Source organism: Arcicella sp. GW458-12-2-14-TSB2 (assembly GCF_059423785.1).
Map to the genome: position 1 here is coordinate 22,441 of NZ_JBWKYN010000017.1, position 19,935 is coordinate 42,375.

11 protein-coding genes are annotated in these 19,935 nt (G+C 35.3%); 7 read left to right on the top strand and 4 right to left on the bottom strand.

All coding sequences use genetic code 11. The features are described 5' to 3' along the window. Positions 1-72 precede the first annotated feature (72 nt). Positions 73-2,121 (top strand): polyphosphate kinase 1, encoded by a 2,049-nt coding sequence (gene ppk1 / locus AC07XN_RS04290; RefSeq protein ID WP_494742139.1) that lies wholly within the window; start codon positions 73-75, stop codon positions 2,119-2,121. A gap of 44 nt (positions 2,122-2,165) precedes the next feature. On the opposite strand, the gene AC07XN_RS04295 is transcribed toward ppk1, so the two are convergent. The 4 genes from AC07XN_RS04295 to AC07XN_RS04310 form a co-directional block, all read right to left on the bottom strand. Next, complete coding sequence (locus AC07XN_RS04295) at positions 2,166-3,236, bottom strand: alkaline phosphatase (RefSeq protein WP_494742140.1); 1,071 nt, start codon at positions 3,234-3,236, stop codon at positions 2,166-2,168. 184 nt (positions 3,237-3,420) lie between these two features. Next, positions 3,421-6,573, bottom strand: coding sequence for an efflux RND transporter permease subunit (locus tag AC07XN_RS04300; protein ID WP_494742141.1), 3,153 nt, complete (start codon positions 6,571-6,573; stop codon positions 3,421-3,423). A gap of 130 nt (positions 6,574-6,703) precedes the next feature. After that, the gene (locus AC07XN_RS04305) at positions 6,704-7,834 is read right to left on the bottom strand and encodes an efflux RND transporter periplasmic adaptor subunit (protein ID WP_494742142.1); all 1,131 of its coding nucleotides are present in this window, start codon (positions 7,832-7,834) and stop codon (positions 6,704-6,706) included. 109 nt (positions 7,835-7,943) lie between these two features. Further along, positions 7,944-9,311: a TolC family protein gene (locus tag AC07XN_RS04310; protein WP_309923858.1), complete on the bottom strand. Its 1,368-nt coding sequence runs from the start codon at positions 9,309-9,311 to the stop codon at positions 7,944-7,946. Positions 9,312-10,236: 925 nt separating this feature from the next. Here AC07XN_RS04310 and AC07XN_RS04315 point away from each other — a divergent pair. The 6 genes from AC07XN_RS04315 (at position 10,237) to AC07XN_RS04340 (ending at position 19,935) form a co-directional block, all read left to right on the top strand. Continuing rightward, positions 10,237-11,739 carry a malate:quinone oxidoreductase gene (locus AC07XN_RS04315; RefSeq protein WP_494742143.1) on the top strand — a complete coding sequence of 501 codons (1,503 nt, stop codon included), beginning with the start codon at positions 10,237-10,239 and terminating at the stop codon, positions 11,737-11,739. A 155-nt stretch (positions 11,740-11,894) separates the two neighbouring features. Further along, positions 11,895-12,725 carry a ThuA domain-containing protein gene (locus AC07XN_RS04320; RefSeq protein ID WP_494742144.1) on the top strand — a complete coding sequence of 277 codons (831 nt, stop codon included), beginning with the start codon at positions 11,895-11,897 and terminating at the stop codon, positions 12,723-12,725. A gap of 121 nt (positions 12,726-12,846) precedes the next feature. Next, on the top strand, positions 12,847-14,187 hold the full coding sequence (locus AC07XN_RS04325; RefSeq protein WP_494742145.1) for an SWIM zinc finger family protein: 1,341 nt from the start codon (positions 12,847-12,849) through the stop codon (positions 14,185-14,187). 3 nt (positions 14,188-14,190) lie between these two features. Next, on the top strand, positions 14,191-15,771 hold the full coding sequence (locus AC07XN_RS04330; protein WP_494742146.1) for a DUF5691 domain-containing protein: 1,581 nt from the start codon (positions 14,191-14,193) through the stop codon (positions 15,769-15,771). Positions 15,772-15,811: 40 nt separating this feature from the next. Further along, the gene (locus AC07XN_RS04335) at positions 15,812-16,888 is read left to right on the top strand and encodes an ATP-binding protein (protein ID WP_494742147.1); all 1,077 of its coding nucleotides are present in this window, start codon (positions 15,812-15,814) and stop codon (positions 16,886-16,888) included. Between the two features lie 35 nt (positions 16,889-16,923). Continuing rightward, entirely contained in the window at positions 16,924-19,935 is a 3,012-nt protein-coding gene (locus AC07XN_RS04340) for a DUF4132 domain-containing protein (RefSeq protein ID WP_494742148.1), read from the top strand.

A 19,935-nucleotide genomic window follows, 5' to 3' on the forward strand; every position in this document is an offset into this window, starting at 1 on the left:
GAAAATTAAAAGTATTTCAATCTTACCTGATTTCTAGTAGCTTTAATCTACTTAATTATTCTCTCATATTTCATGCAAGATTTTACATTTTTCGACAGAGATATTAGCTGGTTATACTTCAACGAACGAGTATTAATCGAAGCCCAACGAAATGAAGTACCATTATTAGAAAGAATAAAATTTCTTTCTATCTATTCTTCAAACCTAGATGAGTTTTACAGAGTAAGAGTGCCTGCTTTGATGGCACTGAAAAAGCTTTCGGAAAAAGATGAGCTGGACGATGCAGGAAGAAACAAAGAGGTTCTCAATAAAATCAAAGAGATTGTGAACCATCAATTACAACGTTTTGGAAAAACGCTTTCCGAACAAATACTACCTGCTCTAAAGGGAAACAATATCCATCTTTTTTATAATGAACCCATCCCTACTACTATTCTGGATGCTACAAGAGAATATTTCTTTACACAAGTACTTGCCTTTTTACAGCCTATATCATTATTAAAAAGCGATAAAAGCTTTTTCCCTGAAAACAATAAACTGTATGCCTTAGCTGTATTATCGTCTGAAAAACATCCAGAGGAACAAATTCAAATCATTAATATTCCATCGAATGATTTACCAAGATTTCACAGTATCGTTAAGGATAAAATACAATATATTGTCTTTTTAGAAGATATTATCAAAGAGCATCTTCATCTAGTCTTTAAGAAATCAACCATTACAGGATTCTATACTTTTAAAACTACGAGAGATGCAGATTTGGCATTAGAAGATGACTATAAAGGTGATTTAGTAGAGAAGCTAGAAAAACAAATTGCGAAAAGAGATTTGGGCTTTGCCACACGTTTTTTATACGATGCCAAAGTTCCTAAAAACCACTTAGATACGCTAACGGAATACCTTAATCTGAAAAAACAAAGTATCATAGAGGGTGGAAGTTATCATAATTTAAAAGATTTCGTTTCCATTCCCATTCATCATGCTACTTTGAAATACGACAATTGGCCCGCTATTCCTCATCAAATTACTGAAGAAAAAACACTTTTTGATGAAATTAGTCAGAAAGATATGATTTTTCATACGCCTTACCAGTCTTATGATACAGTACTTCGTTTTTTTAATGAAGCGTCCATCAATCCAAATGTAGAAGAAATTTATGTAACACTTTATAGAGTTGCCAGCGATTCGAGAATTGTAAATGCCTTGATTAGTGCAGCAAAAAATGGCAAAAAAGTGACAGTTTTGGTTGAATTAAAAGCTCGATTTGACGAGGAGAACAATATCAAATGGGCAAAAAGGATGAAAGCTGAAGGTGTAAAAATCATCTACAGCGTACCATCTCTGAAAGTCCATGCAAAAATCGCTTTAGTCAAGAAAAAAATGGGTAAGAAAACCTATTACTTTGGCTTACTTGCCACTGGCAATCTCAACGAAAGTACTGCAAGGTTTTACACTGATCATATTCTATTGACAGCTCATCAAGAAATGCTTCAAGAAATGGAATTGGTCTTTCGTTTTCTTAGTAAAAAGAAACGAAAACCAAACATTTCAGATATTAGTAATTTCAAACATTTATTGGTTGCTCAATTCAACTTACAGCATAAGTTTATCGCTTTAATAGACCGAGAAATTAATAATGCTAAAAATGGGTTACCTGCTTCTATTACCCTAAAAATGAATAATTTAGAGGAACGAGTATTGATTAGTAAACTATATGAAGCCTCAAATGCTGGTGTAAAAATCAATCTCATTATCAGAGGAATCTGCTGTTTGATCCCCGGCATTGTAGGCATGAGCGAGCATATTAGCGTACGAAGAATCATTGATAAATACTTGGAACATGGTAGGGTTTTTATCTTCCATAATCAAGGAAATAAAGAAGTATATATGGGTTCTTCAGACTGGATGGATAGAAATATTTATCGAAGAATAGAGGTATGTTTTCCTATTTATAATGAAACCATCAAGCAAGAAATCTTACAAATCATTGATTTACAGCTCCGCGATACCATTCAAGCTGTTGCGATTGATGATTCATCAAACAATGTATTTTTTCCAAAAGATGAAACTGCTTTACGCTTACGTTCACAAGCGGAAATATATCGGCTGTTAAGTAAATAAATTTTGGATGGTCATTCTCCTATTAGAATGACCATCCAAAAGAATTATTTCTTAAAATTAAAGGCATTCAACATTTTATCAAAAATCTGATTGTTGAAATAAATGCCAGAAAAAGCTTCTGCTCCTACTCCATAAGCATACACAGGAATCATTACGCCAGTATGACCTTTTGTAGTGAACTTTCCCTCAACATGTCCCTCTTTATCAGCATCAATCAATGAAAAACCTCCTGTTTCATGGTCAGCAGTGATGATTACTAACGTATTTCCATCTTTATCTGCAAAATCAAATGCTTCACCAATGGCTTTATCAAAATCAGTCATTTCATTGATAATATACTGAGTATCATTAGCATGTCCGCCCCAGTCTATTTGTGAACCTTCAATCATTACAAAAAAGCCTTTCTTATTCTGCTTTAAAATATTCAACGCTGTTTTGGTAGATTTTAATAACTGCTCACCTCTCCCTTCTGATATTTTCACTTGTTCTTCATCTGCTAAAAAACCTGCTAATTTGCCAGATTTTACTTTTTCTACGTCATCAATATTGTTGGCTATTTGATAATTTTTAGCTCTCAAACTATCAATTAAGTTTCTACCATCTTTACGCTTTGCAAAGTGATTTCTACCCCCCCCTACAAAAACATCAATGTCTGTTTTCATGAAATCATTCGCTATTTCTTCAACCATACTTCTAGAAGGCTGATGTGCAATAAACGAAGCAGGCGTAGCATGTGTGATAGAACAAGTAGCCAATAAGCCCGTTGCTAAACCATTCTTTTCAGCTATTTCTAAAATACTAGGTTGAGCTTTTTTCAAGCTATCTACTCCGATAGACCCATTGTATGATTTTTGTCCAATAGCCAATGCTGTTGCCCCTGCTCCAGAGTCAGTTACAAAATCATCTGTTGCTTGGTTTTTATGAAAGCCAATGTATTGACTTCTCTCAATATTCAAATGTCCCTTGTTAGCCACAATACCCGCATAAACTTGTGCTGCCCCCATACCATCACCAATTAATAAAATGATGTTCTTAGGATGTTTTAGCTGTTTTGTGTTTTGTGAAAAGCTTGAAAAAGAGACAATTAGCAATAAAATGCAAAAAATATTTTTCATGAAATTGAAGGATTATGGTAGTGTTTATTATTCCGAAACCATTGTCGATTTCTATTTAACAACGCGATAATAAACAATTCTAAATTCAAAAAATAAAGCTAACACAAAACATTATTAATTCTTAATAATGCTTTTATGTTAGCTTATCCATATTGAAGTGTAATTACCTTAAATCTTCATGCTTTTACTCTACTTTTGGTAAAATTTCATGTTTTTTGTTTCCTCCTGCTATCTTTTCGATTAATACAAAGAGTACAGGCACTACGAAAATCGCTAAAGATGTTGCCGATAGCATACCACCAAAAACTGTCCAGCCGATAGTCTTACGAGATTCTGCGGCCGCACCACTTGCAAAAGCCAAGGGTAAAACGCCTAAGATGAAAGCAAGGGATGTCATAATGATTGGACGTAAACGCAGTTGAACCGCTTCCAAAGTTGCTGGTATCAGCTCCATTCCCCTATCTACACGCTCTTTGGCAAACTCTACAATCAAGATGGCATTTTTTGCAGCCAGACCGATTAGTGTAATTAAACCAATTTGTGCATAAATGTTATTAGAAAGATTGGGTAAAAATGTAAGTGTCAAGATTGACCCAAAAGCTCCAATTGGCACGGCAAATAATACTGAGAAAGGAATAGACCAACTTTCGTATAAAGCCGCTAAGAATAGGAATACGAATACAATAGATATGGCAAAAATAGTAGTGGTACTATCACCTGCTTTTAATTCCTCGCTACTCATCCCTGAGAACTCATAACCATAACCTGTCGGTAACGTGGTCGCTGCTACTTCTTTTAAAGCCGTAATGGCTTGTCCACTACTAAACCCTGGTTTTGGCGAACCGTTGATTTCTATTGAACGATATACGTTATAGTGGGAAATCAAAGCGGCATTTTCTACTACTTTTGCTTTCACTAACGTTTTCAACGGCACCATGTTTCCTACATTGTTTCTTACATAAAATTGTTCTATTTTATCTAAAGAAGAACGGTAACTACTATCTGCCTGCACCATTACCCTAAAGTTTCTTCCGTACAACGTAAAGTCGTTAATATACGAACTACCTAATAGTGTAGAAAGTGTACCAAACACATCTGATACTTGTACGCCTTGTTTTTTAGCTTGTTCACGGTCAACATCTATTTGATAACTTGGTGTACGTGAGCTAAAGAACGTAAATGCCATCCCAATTTCTGGACGTTGATTTACCGCTGCTAAGAACTTACGGGCTACTTTTTCAAACTGTTGTACATTATCTGGACTAGTAGTTTGTAATAATTCAAAGGTAAAACCAGCGGTTTGTCCTAATCCAGGAATTGCTGGCGGTGCAATTGCAAGGACTCTGGCTTCTTTAATATCAGCCGTACTCTTCTTGATTTTTTCAATTACCGACTGAACGTGGTGTTCTTTTCCTTCTCTGTCAGACCATGGTTTTAGGTTAACAAAGAAAGTACCCACGTTGGTTTTATTAGAAAAACTCACAATATTTAAGCCTGAAATCCCCCCTACGACTCTTACTTCTGGTAGCACCTCAAGACGCTTCATAATCGTTTGAAACAACGCCACGTTTCTGCTTGTTGAAGTAGCCTCAGGCATTTCGTAAGTTACATACAAACGCCCTTCATCTTCAGTAGGAATAAACCCTGTTGGTTTAGATTTAAACAAATATCCTAAACCTACAAACAAGCAAACCATCATTACCAATACCATTGGCGTAGCCTTAATCCATTTAGCCACACCTCTTGTATAAGCAAATGAAAGGCTATCAAACTTGGTGTTAAACCATGCAAAGAATTTCTCTAAAGCATTCTTTTTAGCATCTTTATCTTTCGATGGCTTTAGCATGATGGTACACAATGCTGGCGTTAACGAAAGGGCAACAAATGCCGAAAGAATTACAGAAACTGCAATTGTAATCGCAAATTGTTGGTATAGTCTACCTACAATCCCTGGTACAAAGCTTACTGGTACAAACACCGCTGCAAGAATTAATGCAATGGCAATTACTGGCCCAGAAATATCTTTCATAGCCTTCACCGTAGCATCCTTAGGTGTCATATCATGTTCATCCATATTATGCTGTACGGCTTCTACTACCACAATGGCATCATCCACCACAATACCAATCGCTAATACAAAGGCAAATAGTGTAAGCGTATTGATAGTAAAGCCAAAAGGAATAAAGAAGATAAACGTACCAATCAATGATACTGGAATAGCCAAAATAGGAATCAAGGTTGCTCTCCAGTTTTGAAGGAATAAGAATACCACCAGAATTACCAATATCAAAGCCTCAACCAGCGTATGGATTACTTCTTCAATTGATACTTTTACTACTGAAGCAGATTCTAAAGGCACCACATAGTCGATGTCTTTAGGGAAAGTCTTTTTCATTTCCTGTAATGCATTCATTACACCTTCATAGGTATTTAGTGCATTTCCCCCAGGTGCTAAGTAGATGATTACGAAAGCAGCAGGTTTACCAGAAACAAAGGCATTTAAACCATAGTCAAATCTTCCTAATTCTACTCTTGCTACATCTTTCAAATATACAATACTACCATTAGCAGGCGACGTCCTTACAACGATGTTTTCAAATTGGTCTTTTGTATTTAAACGACTGTTTGTCAATACACTATATTCAAATGCCTGCGTTGAAGGTTGTGGATTTCCTCCTACCGTACCCGCAGCAATCTGAAGGTTTTGTTCTGCCAAAGCCGCGGTAATATCGCTTGGTGTCATTCTCATAGCAGCCAATTTTTCTGGATTCAACCAGATTCTCATCCCAAAATCATCCGCTCTTGATACAATATCACCTACTCCTTTTACCCTTTGTAAGGCATCTTTTACATAGATATTGGCAAAGTTTCCGATAAATTTTGCATCGTGTGTTCCATTGGGCGAATACAAAGCCAAGGCCATCATGATACTTGGGTTACGCTTACGAACAGTTAATCCCAAACGCTTAACAGCATCTGGTAAAGTTGGCTGAGCCACACTTACACGGTTCTGTACATCTAGTGCGGCAATGTTAACATCAGTACCAATGTCAAAAGTTACGTTGATACTACTTTGTCCACTACTTGTACTGTTACTCGACATATATGTCATGCCCGGAGTACCATTGATTTGAGTTTCAATTGGCGTGGTAGTTGTTTGTTCTACCGTCTGGGCATCTGCTCCCGTGAAATTACCTGTTACAGTAACCGTTGGCGGAGTAATATCTGGATATTGTGAGATAGGCAACGTAGTCAAGGCAATAATTCCTACGATGACTAGCACCAACGAAGTAACAATTGCGGTGATTGGCCTTTTTATAAAAACATCTGCTATCATTTTTATGTCTTATTAAAATTGTATCTGTCGATAGTTGGAAGCTATCAACGTGATATTTATGATGTTAATTTGATGAGTTTAATACATGAGCCAACAATAACGTGAACTCATAAACACTAAGCTCATAAACTTATTTTTTAGCTGGAGGTGTTGCTCCTGGAACCTCTGTCGTATAAACAGAACCTTCTCGTAGGTTTTGAATCCCTTCGACAATGATTTTATCGCCTTCTTTCAAACCGTATTTTACAATGATATTTGTTCCTAAAGCTGTACCTAATTGTACTCTCTTTTGCGTTACCTTGCTACTATCACCCGGCACATATACAAAAAACTCACCCAATTGTTCAGAGATAGCTTTATAAGGAATTACAACAGCTTTTTTAGAAGTACTCAATACCCTAACAGTACCCGTCATCCCTGAACGAAGTAAGTTCTTAGGATTTGGGAAAGCTAATCTCGTCTTTATCGTTCCTGTTTGTGGGTCAACGGCTCTATCCATCAAAAGAAGTTTTCCTGTATAAGGATAAACGTCGCCACCAAAAGCAAGCGTAAAAGTTGAATCATTATTAGCTTTCCCTTTTTGGATTAAGTTGGTGAAGTAGTAAATATCTTTTTGGTCAACATTAAAGTCAACCGCTAATTGATTATCAGTAGAAACAGTATTCAATATCGTTTGGCCTGCTGTTACAGCCGTCCCTTTTTTCACTAATGAAATACCGATGGCTCCGTCAAATGGAGCATATACTTTAGTATAGCGTACATTGGTTTGCACGCCCTTGATATTAGCTTTTGAAGCCTCAACTTGTTTTTTGGCTACTTCCAAGGCAGCGTCTGCATTATCCACTAATTGCTTAGCAACGGCATCATTTTGAGCTAACTCATGATAACGATTAGCATCTTTTTGTGCTTTTACCAAATTAGCTTCCTGAACACTTAGGTTAGCCACTGCTTGGTCGTAGTTAGCTTCATACAATTGTGTATCAATCGAATACAACAGTTGTCCTTTACGTACTCTACTACCATCACTAAAATGTACTCCTGTGATAAAACCGCTTACTTGAGGTCTTAATTCTACCACATCCAATGCTGTTACTGTGGCTGGGTATTCATCATGATATGCAGCATCCATTACTTGTACGGCCTCAATCGTTACAGGAACCGCTGGAGGCGCTGGCATTTGTTGAGCTTTTTTATCACCGCATGAGCTTAATAAAAACAAAGCTGCAATGATTGAATATTGTGTTGATTTATTGAAAAACATGTTGGTTCTATTCGTTTAAGTTGTCTGTTATTTCCCTGCTCTTATTAGCAGCAGTAAATGATTTAGTATTGAAATGAGAGAAATATGAATGCTATCAAAATGTCAGCCTTTAATAGTTAAGTTGACCTAATGCTTTTTGTACATCTACTTTGCTTGATAATACCAAGTAAAGCGAATTGTAATAATTAATTCTGGCTGTACGAAGGTCGGTCTCAGAAGTGATTACTTCTAAATAGGTTTTGATACCCGAACGATATTGCAGTTGAATCAAATCATATACTTCTTTAGCAAGGTCCATGTTTTCTTTTTGTGAGAGAAACACGGCTAAATTGCTTTTATATGTAGCCAACGCTTGTTGATATTCTGTATTTACACTTAATTTCAGGTTCTTAACATCTAAGTCTACTCGCTTCAACTGCCATTCGGCCGAGTTGATGTTAGCTTTACGCTTTCCTCCTTGAAAAATTGGTAACGAAAGCGTTAAGTTAGCAAATGAATTAGGATAGTTTTTTGAATATAAATCTGTAAAAGTGTTATTCAAGAAGTTAAGATTATAGGCTCCGTTGAAGGAAACAGAAGGTAAATAACTCCATTTATTATACTTCAATTCAGCTTCACGAAGGTTTTTTAACGTAGCTAATTGTTTGTATTCAATGCGTGAGGTAAAATCTGACTGTTGTAAAGTATCAATCATAATATCTCTGTCTACTTGTAGGGTATCATACACAATTACTAATTCTTCATTTTCTGGATAAGCCATCAACGACTTCAAATTTTGTAATCTAGCCTTCAATAATTCTTCATTGCTTTTCTTCAAAGCCAATGTATTGTTCAACGTAATGCTTACACGTTTATAGTCTATTTTGTCAGTTGTTCCAGCACTGTATTGGTTTTTAGTATCTTTCAAGCTTCTCTGCAAACGAATAATGTCTCCTTCTGTCACTTTAATCTGTTGCTTCGTTGCCAACACTGCATAAAATGCTTTTGAAACATTTGCCGCCAAATTAATTTTGGTATTTGTCGTAGCCTGACTCGCTTGTAAACGAACATCATTTTGGCTTCTATTCGCTAAAAGAGCATCTCGGTTAAAGATATTCTGTGAAACAGAAAACTGCGCGGCCGAAGTATTATCAACCCCTAGCTTTACAGGATTGCCCCCGATGATACTTGTTTGAACCAAAAAGTTATGCTGTAAATTGTAGTTAAAGTTAATCTGCGGATACCAGTCAGCCAATTTACTCTTTATCGTGTTTTCAACGATTCGTTGATCGATAAATGACTGTTGAATTTGTGGATGATTCTTAATCGCATATTGAACGACATTTTCGAGTGTTGCATCTTCTAGTTTAGAAGCCGTTTCTGTTTTGCTAGACAGATTTTCTTGAACAACCGTTTGAGCATATAGTTTCGAGGGAATTTTTAAAACCAATAACGTTGTCAAGAACATTATCGGTAGTATTTTTCTAGTCTGGTACATGAACATTGATAGGTAAAATTAATCGTTTTGAGTAAATATTAATGCCTTTTGTATGTTTTTTGGATATTAACATGACTTTATAACCTATAAAAAATGATATTCGTTCACGATTTCAAAAAAATAGACAACAAAATTGACTATTTTTTTGAAAATAGGACTTTCCCATTATTTTTTAAGCTCTTTTTTGCAAAAAATAGCCATTTATTTCTAATTAAAACTCCTATTCTTAGTTAAGAATGTGTCTCTTTACTTTCCAAAATAAGTATTAATTTTTAATAAATGATGTTTTTACAGAGCCTCAATTAATAGAATAAGTATTTTCAGAAGATTAAAAGATTTTGATTATACAATCCTTGCTACAAGCGTTTTACATTGAAATAAATTGATTATATAAGGATACAAAGTTCGCTCAATAATCGAAATTAACTGTTATATATATTACTGGAATTCCTACCTATATTCCTGATACTATTTTATTTCGGCAAATACTTACTAGTGCTGGAAAATGGAATAAATTATGACCTTAGAAGCGCATTAAACTTAACCATGAGCCTGCTAGCAACACATTTTGATAAAATTCAAACATTTACTAAATGATTAAATTTTTGCATCATTCTGCTTAATTGCTGATTCACAATGTGCTAAACATACTTCAATATTGTTTCTTCTATTTTTCTTCAAAGTAAAATTTCAGTAAAATCTTTTCATATCTCTTTGAAGTTTTTGCGCATATTATAGATTAATTCCAATGAGTAATTGGACATAACTCATAAGATTGCCCCTAGCTGTTTGTTTAGGATAATTGAGGTAATAACTTTGTTTGATGAACTAAATATTGGATAAATCCTATTATGAATATCCAATTTTCAAACTGATATAATTCATTTTTTCTTTTTTTAGAGTTGTCCAAAAAATTAATTGATTTATGAATAGTACAAATAGTAATTCAGACAAGGTTCTTGATATAGTTTTGATTGGTGCAGGAATTATGAGTGCCACTTTAGGTGCCTTACTCAAAGAACTACAACCAGATTTAAGTATAGAAGTATTTGAACGCTTAGACATTGCCGCAGCCGAAAGTTCAGACGCTTGGAATAATGCTGGCACAGGTCATTCAGCTTTTTGTGAATTAAATTATACGCCTCAACTCTCTGACGGGTCTGTAGATATTTCAAAGGCAATTTCTATTGCAGAGTCATTTGAAGTATCCAAGCAGTTTTGGTCATACTTAGTACAAAAAAACAAAGATGTGTCGCCAGATACTTTTATTAAAAGTACACCACACATGAGCTTTGTTTGGGGAGAAAAAAATGTAGAATATCTTCGTAAGCGTTACGAACGTTTGCAGGAATCGCATTTATTCAATGGAATGGTATATTCTGAAGACCGCGAACAAATTAGTGAATGGATACCTTTAGTAATGGAAGGCCGAGACCCTGCTGAAAAAGTAGCGGCTACTCGAATGGATATAGGAACTGATGTCAACTTCGGTGCTTTAACCAGAATTATGTTTGAAGATTTACAGCATGACCAAAATGTATCTATTCATTTCAATCATGAAGTAAAGAAATTGAAGAAGAAAGATGGCTTCTGGAAAATAAAAGTAAAGGATTTAGCAACGGGTGATAAAAGAGTAATCAGGGCCAAATTTGTATTTATTGGTGCTGGCGGTGGTTCGTTACCTTTATTAGAGAAAGCGGCTATTCCTGAAGGAAATGGTTTTGGAGGTTTCCCCGTAAGTGGACAGTGGTTGAAATGTGTAAATCCAGAAGTTATCGAACGTCATAATGCTAAAGTATATGGAAAAGCTGCCGTTGGTTCTCCTCCAATGTCGGTACCTCACTTAGATACACGCATGATTGATGGTAAAAAAGCATTACTTTTTGGTCCTTATGCTGGTTTCTCTACGAGATTCTTAAAAAATGGTTCTCTGTTAGATTTACCTTTATCTATCAAGCCAAACAATATTGTTCCGATGATTTCGGCAGGTTTAGATAACATCCCCCTTACAAAATACTTAATCGACCAAGTTCGTCAATCTCCAGAAGACCGTCTGGAAGCATTAAAAGACTATCTACCTAATGCTAAAATGGAAGATTGGGAATTGGAAACGGCTGGACAGCGTGTACAAGTAATTAAGAAAGACCCAAAACATGGTGGAATCTTAGAGTTTGGAACAGAAGTTGTTAGTGCTGCTGATGGTTCTATTGCTGCTTTATTAGGAGCATCTCCGGGAGCATCAACTGCTGTTTCTATCATGCTTACTTTATTAGAGCGTTGTTATCCTAATCAATTAAGTACGCCAGCATGGCAAGCAAAATTAAAAGAGATGATTCCTTCATTTGGTGAATCGTTGAGCAAAAACGCTGAACTAAGCGAAAGCGTAAGAGAGCATACAGCTGAAACCTTGCAGTTAGTAAACGAATAATTACTCCAATATGAAAAGCCATCAGAGAACTATCTCGGGTGGCTTTTTTGCTTTACGGCTCCTGTTTAATAAAACAATACCAATTAAAAGAGGATAGAAAAAGGATGAGTATATCATTAAATTTAGCCTAACTAAATTTATACTTAACTATATCCATGATTCAGCGCAGACTACTATTAATTACCTGCTTGTTTTGCTGTATGATAGCTTCTTTGGAAAGCAATGCACAAAAACACTCTTCAAACTTCAAAGTAATAGGCTTTTATACAGCCAAAAATGACCAAGCACATATTAGTTATGTTCACGAGGCTAATAAATGGTTTGCTAAAATGGCCGAAGAACATCATTTTGTTTATGATTCTACCAATAATTGGCAAAACCTTAACCTTGATTTCCTTTCACAATATCAGGTAGTGCTATTTTTAGATACTCGCCCCGAAGTGCCAGAACAACGAATCGCTTTTCAGCAATATATGGAAAAGGGTGGTGCATGGATAGGCTTTCACTTCGCAGGTTTTGCCCTTAACAATTCAACCTACCCACAAAATTGGGATTGGTATCACGAGCAGTTTTTAGGCTCTGGTGAATACAAAAGCAATACTTGGCGACCAACGCCGGCAGTATTGAGTATTGAAAATCCTAAACATCCTGCTGTTAAGCATTTACCAAAAACGTTCAGTTCTGCTCCTAATGAATGGTATAGATGGACGAACGATTTAAGAAAAAATACAAATATTGAAGTACTCCTTTCTATTCATCCTAGCAGTTTCCCTTTAGGCACAGGGCCTAAAGCACATGAAATCTGGCATAGTGGCGATTATCCTGTGGCGTGGACAAACAAAAACTATAAAATGCTTTATGTCAATATGGGTCATAATGATATTGATTATGAACATAAAACGAATAAAGATTTATCAAATACCTTTCAGAATAAAACTCAAAATCAATTTATTCTTAATGCACTTTTATGGCTGGGCAGAAAATAAAAAATCCCAAATGGTCATCATGACCATTTGGGGTAAACGGTTATTTATTTTATCCCAATTTGGAAATTAATAGAACTATTACTTTATTTGAGCCAATAAAAATCTACTAACTACCTTCACCTTGAACTTTTCAGAACAACAAGTAGAGACACTTGCTCCAGATACCGCTTCTCTAAAAGCGGGCAAAGCATTATCGAATGCCAATCAGTGGTTAATAAAGCAATTTAATGAACGTGTACTTTGGGGCGAAATCAAAGGAAGTGGGTCAAAACCATACCGTACCCAAATTGATTTACAAAATATTGCTTATAAGTGTTCGTGCCCTTCCTTCAAATTTCCCTGTAAACATGGTATTGGTTTAATGTTAGCTTTTGCGAAACAGCCTACACTATTTTCAGAAACCAACAGTGAACCAGATTGGGTAAAAGAATGGATTGACAAAAGAAACCTAAAAACTGAAAAAAAAGTAAGCATTGAAACATCATCAGATACAGAAGAAAAAGCACAAAAAAGTAAAGAAAAACGACAGAATGAACGCCTCTTACAAGTTGAAGGTGGAATTGTAGAATTGGAATTGTGGCTAAAAGACTTGGTAAGAACGGGTTTGTTAGCTTTACCTAATAAGGATGCTAGTTTCTTCGAAAAAATTGCCGCTCGTATGGTCGATGCCAAAGCAACAGGATTGGCAGGGAGGGTTCGGGCTTTTAGAGATTTAAATTATTTAGGAAATGACGATTGGCAAAAAGACTCTCTCCGGATTGCTGCTGAAATATTTTTACTCATTGAGGCCTTTAAAAATTCCTCAAAATTATCTCTGGAATGGCAACAAAGCCTTAAAAGCCTAGTTGGCTGGAATCAATCCCCAAAAGAATTATTGCAAAACCATAATGCCGAAAAAGTAAAAGATGTATGGATTGCATTAGGGCAAGAACAACAAGAGTCGGAAGGGATTATAATACAGCGAAATTGGTTGTTAGGGGCAAAAACCAATCGTTCTGCTTTGATACTCAATTTTGGTACGCCCTATTCTCCGCTCGACAATATCGTTTTGCCAGGTGCTTTGATAGAAGCAGAATTGGTCTTTTTCCCTTCCGTTTTACCACATAGGGCCGTTATTAATCTACAAAAAGAATTTGTCCAAAAATTAGATAAAATTCCTGAAATGTTTAATGATTGGACTGATGCATTCCAATTTCGCGCTGAACAACTCGGTAAATATCCGTTCGTCAATGACATTCCCATGGTTATCAATAATTTACGGTTCGTTTTAGACAAAAAACAACATATTCTCTGTGATGCTACCATGCATTTTCATGAAATTAGTCATTCGTGGACTGAAGAAAAAATGTTAACGCTTTATGCTTACGCAGGAAATACATCTGTGAATTTGGCAGGTATTTTTAGGCGTGATGGCTTTTTGCCATTGGGGATTTTCGAAGGAGATAATTACTTAATGTTATAAAATATGTTACTACAACTTATCAATACAGCACTCCTTGGTACAGACAAAATTGGGTTTGATGAAAAATTATTGCCTGAAAGTATTCGGATTATCATCGAGAAAATGTCTGATACAGATAAAGAAGCTAGATTTTTAAAAACGGCTGCACTTTTGGCATTTTATGAAGAATCAGGACAAAAACCTAAACGGTTTGTAGGAGAATTCCCAATAGAAAACCAACATAATAATGCTGTAGTTTCTCCGCAAAAATTTGCTACTATTTTGAATGAAATTTTGGAGATGCCATACAATCTCAGGAATGATTTATTAGATCTTTGGCTTGATAAATTGATAGAAAGGGAACAAGTCTGTACCGCAAAATCAACTGTTTCGCTCTTGATTTTGGCAGAAAGTTTACCTAAAAAATTCCATTCTAAAATCATTAAAGTGCTTAGTAAAAAAGGGTTAGACTTATTGACTTTCAAAACGAGTATTACGTTAAAAGAACTGGCTTCGGAAGAACAAATCTGGAAAGAAGGAAAGCTTGCAGAACGACGTGAATTATTTATTGAGCTTAGAAATGAGCACCCTCAAAAAGCTTTATCATTGTTAGAAACGACATGGAAAGAAGAATCTCTGAACGATAAAAGGGCTTTTATTGAGACCATAAAAACAACTTTTCAATTGTCGGATGTAGCTTTTTTAGAAAGTATTATTCCCGAGTTTACTTTTAAAATAAAAGAACGCAAGACCCAAAGAGAAATCAGGGTAATACTAAAAGGCTTGCTAATGGGCATTGTGGATACTGATACTTATATCTACACAACCAAAGCCTTAGAAATATACTTTAACCATGAAAAAGCCAAAGGGATTATGGGTTGGGCTGGTAAAAAAAATAAAGTTATTTCATTGCCCAATAATTACGATAGCTTCATGAATATCAGCACGATGGAATCTGAATATGGTTTTGAGCTATCTCCAGACATTGCCATTTTCACGACAAATCAGCATTATTGGCTTGCCTGTTTTCTAGAATATTTACCTTTTGATTTTTGGATTAATCACTTAGAAAAAGATTTAGAAGCAACAGTAGAATACTTTATTTCAGCACCATTTAAGGTAAAATTATCAGGAAAGGAAGCTGCTATTTTTTTAAATGCTATTATTAAAAACGCTCTTCAACACAAAAATATAGCTTTGGCAAAATTTTTATTTAAGATTACTACTTTACAAGACCAGCGTCTACTTTTAGGGTTATTACCTAAAAGTGAGCAAGAGCAATACATCATTTCAACCAAACAGTTAACTTCCCTTCAAGTTTTAGAAGCCTGTTTTGCTAATTGGAATGGCACATGGTCAGTAGGATTTTCTGATAAAATATTAAAGGAGACTTATACTATCCTCATTGAACAAAATACTTTTATTCCAGAGCAACTTGCTATTTTCATGGTAAAACATTTACATCCATCGTCTATCAGTTTCTTACAAAATGCTAAAGTATATCCTATTGTTTCGGCAAATCCATATTACAGGAATCATTGGGAAAAACATTTTGTAGATGCAATCATAAAAGCAATGGAGATAAAACAAAAAATATATTTGTAGAGATGTTGCAAGCAACATCCCCACCTTAAACAATGATAATATGAATCTTATACGCCAACATGCGGAAGAACAATTTTCGGAAGAATTAGCCGAGCTCAAAAAACAAGATACTGGACATTTGCCACCCAACTGGTTACTAACTCCACAGGCAGTAGTTACGTATTTAATGGGTGGAAAGCTCAAAAATGGCTTTGAGGTTTCACCAAAATACATCGGTGACCGTCGGTTAATGGAAATCGCAGTTGCGACACTCACAACCGACCGAGCTTTGTTACTTTATGGTTTGCCAGGAACAGCCAAATCATGGGTTTCGGAACATATTACCGCTGCAATATCAGGTGATTCTACTTTATTAATTCAAGGAACGGCAGGAACTGGCGAAGAAGCCATTCGCTATGGATGGAATTATGCGCGTTTATTGGCAGAAGGTCCAACCGAAAAAGCCTTGGTTACTACACCCATGATGACTGCCATGAAGAATGGAAAAATTGCCCGAATAGAAGAATTAACTCGTATTTCAGCCGACGTTCAAGATACGTTGATTACAGTACTTTCTGAAAAAACAATGCCTATTCCAGAATTGAGCATGGAAGTACAAGCAATCAGGGGGTTTAATGTAATAGCCACCGCTAATAACCGAGACAAAGGCGTTAATGAGCTTTCTGGAGCATTAAAGCGACGTTTTAACACCGTTATTTTACCCCTTCCAGATAGTGCAAATGAAGAAGTGGATATTGTGCGTAGGCGTGTAGCCAGTCTTGCAAAGAGTTTAGAATTGCCCGTACAAGCTCCTGCTTTGCAAGAAATTGAACGCATCGTAAAGATTTTTAGGGAATTAAGAAACGGTGTAACTGAAGACGGTAAAACAAAACTGAAATCGCCAACAGGTTCACTAAGTACTGCCGAAGCTATTTCAGTAGTGAATAACGGATTAGCTTTAGCCGCTCATTTCGGTGATGGTAATATGAATGCTCAAGACTTAGCCGCAGGAATCATGGGGGCAATCGTAAAAGACCCTGTACAAGATAAAATTGTTTGGAAAGAATATTTAGAAACCGTTATAAAAAGCCGAGAGGGATGGAAAGATATTTATCGAGCATGTAGGGAGTTATCGTAATCTCATATCACTTATCTCCTACATTAATTTAACTTATGAACACGAAAGAACACGCTATTCAACAGGCTTATGATAATGCTATATGGCAAATTGAACACAGTAATCCAAATGAAGCTAAGAATCTCTCAAAATCATTAGACAATTTAAAATCTATTTTGTTGGGTGAAATACCTGTACCAGCAAATTTTAAAGATGTCGTTATTGGTTTGGAAAATCATTATTTAACTAACTTTTTAAACAGTGCTGTTTCGCAGAATTATCAGTTTTGGGATTATCATGCCCCTATCATACAAAGTTTGATAAGACCTGCTAACCACAACTCACAAGTATATTGGTTAGTGAATGCGTACATATTTTACAAATTAATAAATTCTGAAACGGAGAGTGCTGAGGATTTTTTAGTTTTTTTGCAGAAGCAAGGATTTACAAAAAAACAAATTGTAGCTTATGTGCTTCAGTATCAAAATCATGGTACTTACTTTAAATACATACATCATAATGATGGATATTCAGAAAGAAAATTAACCCCATTTGCTAAATTCTTACTAGAACTTCTAAAGGAAAATAAGAATATTCTTGGGATTTCTTCGAAGGAAAATTATATCGATTTAGTAGATAAAGCAGTATTTAATGGCTACAATTCAAGTAATTTCAAGGATACTACACTTCAATTTTTATATGAATATTACCCTCAAGGGCTGGAGGGTAAATATGAGAAGTATATATGTGATTCACAAATCTATGATAATAGGACAATACTTCAATTTAATTTAAAAAATGCCCTTTTTATCCTTGATAAAAATACTCAAAAACATGAAGAAGTAGTTTTAAATGCCATGTTTAAAGGAAAAGCTCAATTTCAAGAGAAGTTTTCAATTTATGCCAAACTATGCGAAAGTTTTCCAAGTAAATATCAAGAAAAAGTTCTTGAACTCATAGAAGAATATATGAATGAAAGGTCTAAATATACTTTTCATAGTGATAAAGCATGGGGTATGATGTATGATAATTATGCAATTTATGAGCAAACACATTATCAATTGAGTACGGCTATGGCAAGATTTTTATTGAAATATGATGCTCAAAATGCTCAAAATAAAATACATAAATACGTTTCAACTTCCGATTTTTTGTATCCTGAGTTTATACACTTTTTAAGTGTAGAATTTAAAGAAAATAGTTTAGAATATTTAGGGAATGCGCTATTTAAATCAAATAAATATGTACGGAAAGAATACTTTTCAGCAATTTTGGCTGAATTAGAAAAATATAATTTCCAATCTATCGAAGACAAAGTCTGGGATTTTGCTGAAAATCACGCTAATAAAGCCAATCGAATATTAGCTGCTCAAACTCTTAGCAAATTAGGCAATCTTGTTTTTGAAAGGGCTAAAGGATTATTAAGTGCAAAAACCGTTGATAGTCGAGTTACGGGGGCATTGGTGTTATCATACTTAAATACAGATATTGCCTTTGATGCGCTCAAAAATGTTGTTGATACAGAGAAAAATGATGATACTCGTGATGTGATTTTAGATGCACTTTCGGAACAGCTTTACGGAAAAAAACTGACGCTTTCCAGACTTCAAGAACTCATACAAAAAGCAGAAAAGAGAGGTAAACTTAGCAAGTTTACTGAAAAATGGATTGATGAGAGTACATTACCAAAACTTTTTTGGGAGGAAGATGGCACAGAATTAAATCAATCACAAATCAGATTTTTATTCTATCGAATGGCTCGAAGCAAAGGGTTAAATTCCGATATTGAGGCTCGCCAAATAGTCAATGCGCTAGATAAAAGTAAATGTGGTGAATTTGCTAAAAAACTGATTCAAGCCTTTTTTGAAAGTGGTTCTAATACAAATTTTAAGCATTATCTCTCTACTGGTGGGCAGATAGGAGGAAATGAAATTTTACCAGTTTTGAATGCCATTTTCAGGAAAAACATGGAAGAAAAACGGTATAAAATGGCTGAATATTCCGTGGAAGCGATAGCGATGGTTGGTACAGATAAAGCACTAAGAATCGTTGAAGTTATTTCGAGAAAATTTGCCAGTAAACGCCCTTCTGTAAGTGACAGAGCTATACAAGCATTGGAAGCTGCTGCACTAGAATTAAATATAACTGCCGATGAATTAGCAGATAGAATAGTGCCAGACTTTGGCTTTGATGGCTTGTTTAAAACATTTAAGGTTGGAGAGGATGAGTATCGTGCTTTTGTTAATTCAGATTTTAACCTATGTTTTTTCGATGAAGATAACAAAATGCGTAAATCTGTTCCAAAAGAGACTCCTTCTGATTTAAAAAAAGAGTTTAAAGAAATTGAAAAGGAAATTAGAGACATTGTAAAAGCACAGAGTAGTCGCTTGGAAAAATACTTGATAGAATCAAGATATTGGGAAGCGAGGCAATGGCAAGCTATCTTCTTACAGCATCCAATTATGTTTGTCTATGCAATGAAGCTTCTTTGGGGTGTGTTTGATGAAAATGATACCTTCAAGGATGTCTTTTATTGCTCAGACGGAGCTTCCCTTTATAATGAAAAAGATGAGGAGATAGAGTTAAATAACACCGATACGATTAGGATCTTACACCCAATTTATCTAACCACAGACCAATTAGTTATTTGGAAAGATAAAGTTTATGAAATGGGTTTTAAGGGGATATTTCCACAACTCGAAAGAAAAGTTTTTCACGTTCTTGACGAAGAGAAGAATAAAAACTATACTCGCGTGCTTATCAATATGGATATTCCCAAGGGAGCAGATTTTGTTGCCTCAACGATTGAAAAATACGGTTGGATTAAGTCTAATGGTGATGGTGGACGAACGGAACTTACAAAGAAATTCAAAAAATATGATATTAAAGCATCTGCACATATTGAAGGCTTATATGCTTGGTATCAAGGCGGATCTGCTACTGCTACAGTAAAGGATATTTACTTTATTGGGGAAAATTGGCAAGACAAAATTATGCTCAAAGATGTTCCCTCTATATTTTATTCAGAGGTAATTGCTGATATTAATAAACTGATTCAAGCTACTTAA

Bases quoted from the DNA above. Each gene is read 5' to 3' on its own strand.
- ppk1 (WP_494742139.1), top strand. From the start codon at position 73: ATGCAAGATTTTACATTTTTCGACAGAGATATTAGCTGGTTATACTTC.
- AC07XN_RS04295 (WP_494742140.1), bottom strand. From the start codon at position 3,236: ATGAAAAATATTTTTTGCATTTTATTGCTAATTGTCTCTTTTTCAAGC.
- AC07XN_RS04300 (WP_494742141.1), bottom strand. From the start codon at position 6,573: ATGATAGCAGATGTTTTTATAAAAAGGCCAATCACCGCAATTGTTACT.
- AC07XN_RS04305 (WP_494742142.1), bottom strand. From the start codon at position 7,834: ATGTTTTTCAATAAATCAACACAATATTCAATCATTGCAGCTTTGTTT.
- AC07XN_RS04310 (WP_309923858.1), bottom strand. From the start codon at position 9,311: ATGTACCAGACTAGAAAAATACTACCGATAATGTTCTTGACAACGTTA.
- AC07XN_RS04315 (WP_494742143.1), top strand. From the start codon at position 10,237: ATGAATAGTACAAATAGTAATTCAGACAAGGTTCTTGATATAGTTTTG.
- AC07XN_RS04320 (WP_494742144.1), top strand. From the start codon at position 11,895: ATGATTCAGCGCAGACTACTATTAATTACCTGCTTGTTTTGCTGTATG.
- AC07XN_RS04330 (WP_494742146.1), top strand. From the start codon at position 14,191: ATGTTACTACAACTTATCAATACAGCACTCCTTGGTACAGACAAAATT.
- AC07XN_RS04335 (WP_494742147.1), top strand. From the start codon at position 15,812: ATGAATCTTATACGCCAACATGCGGAAGAACAATTTTCGGAAGAATTA.
- AC07XN_RS04340 (WP_494742148.1), top strand. From the start codon at position 16,924: ATGAACACGAAAGAACACGCTATTCAACAGGCTTATGATAATGCTATA.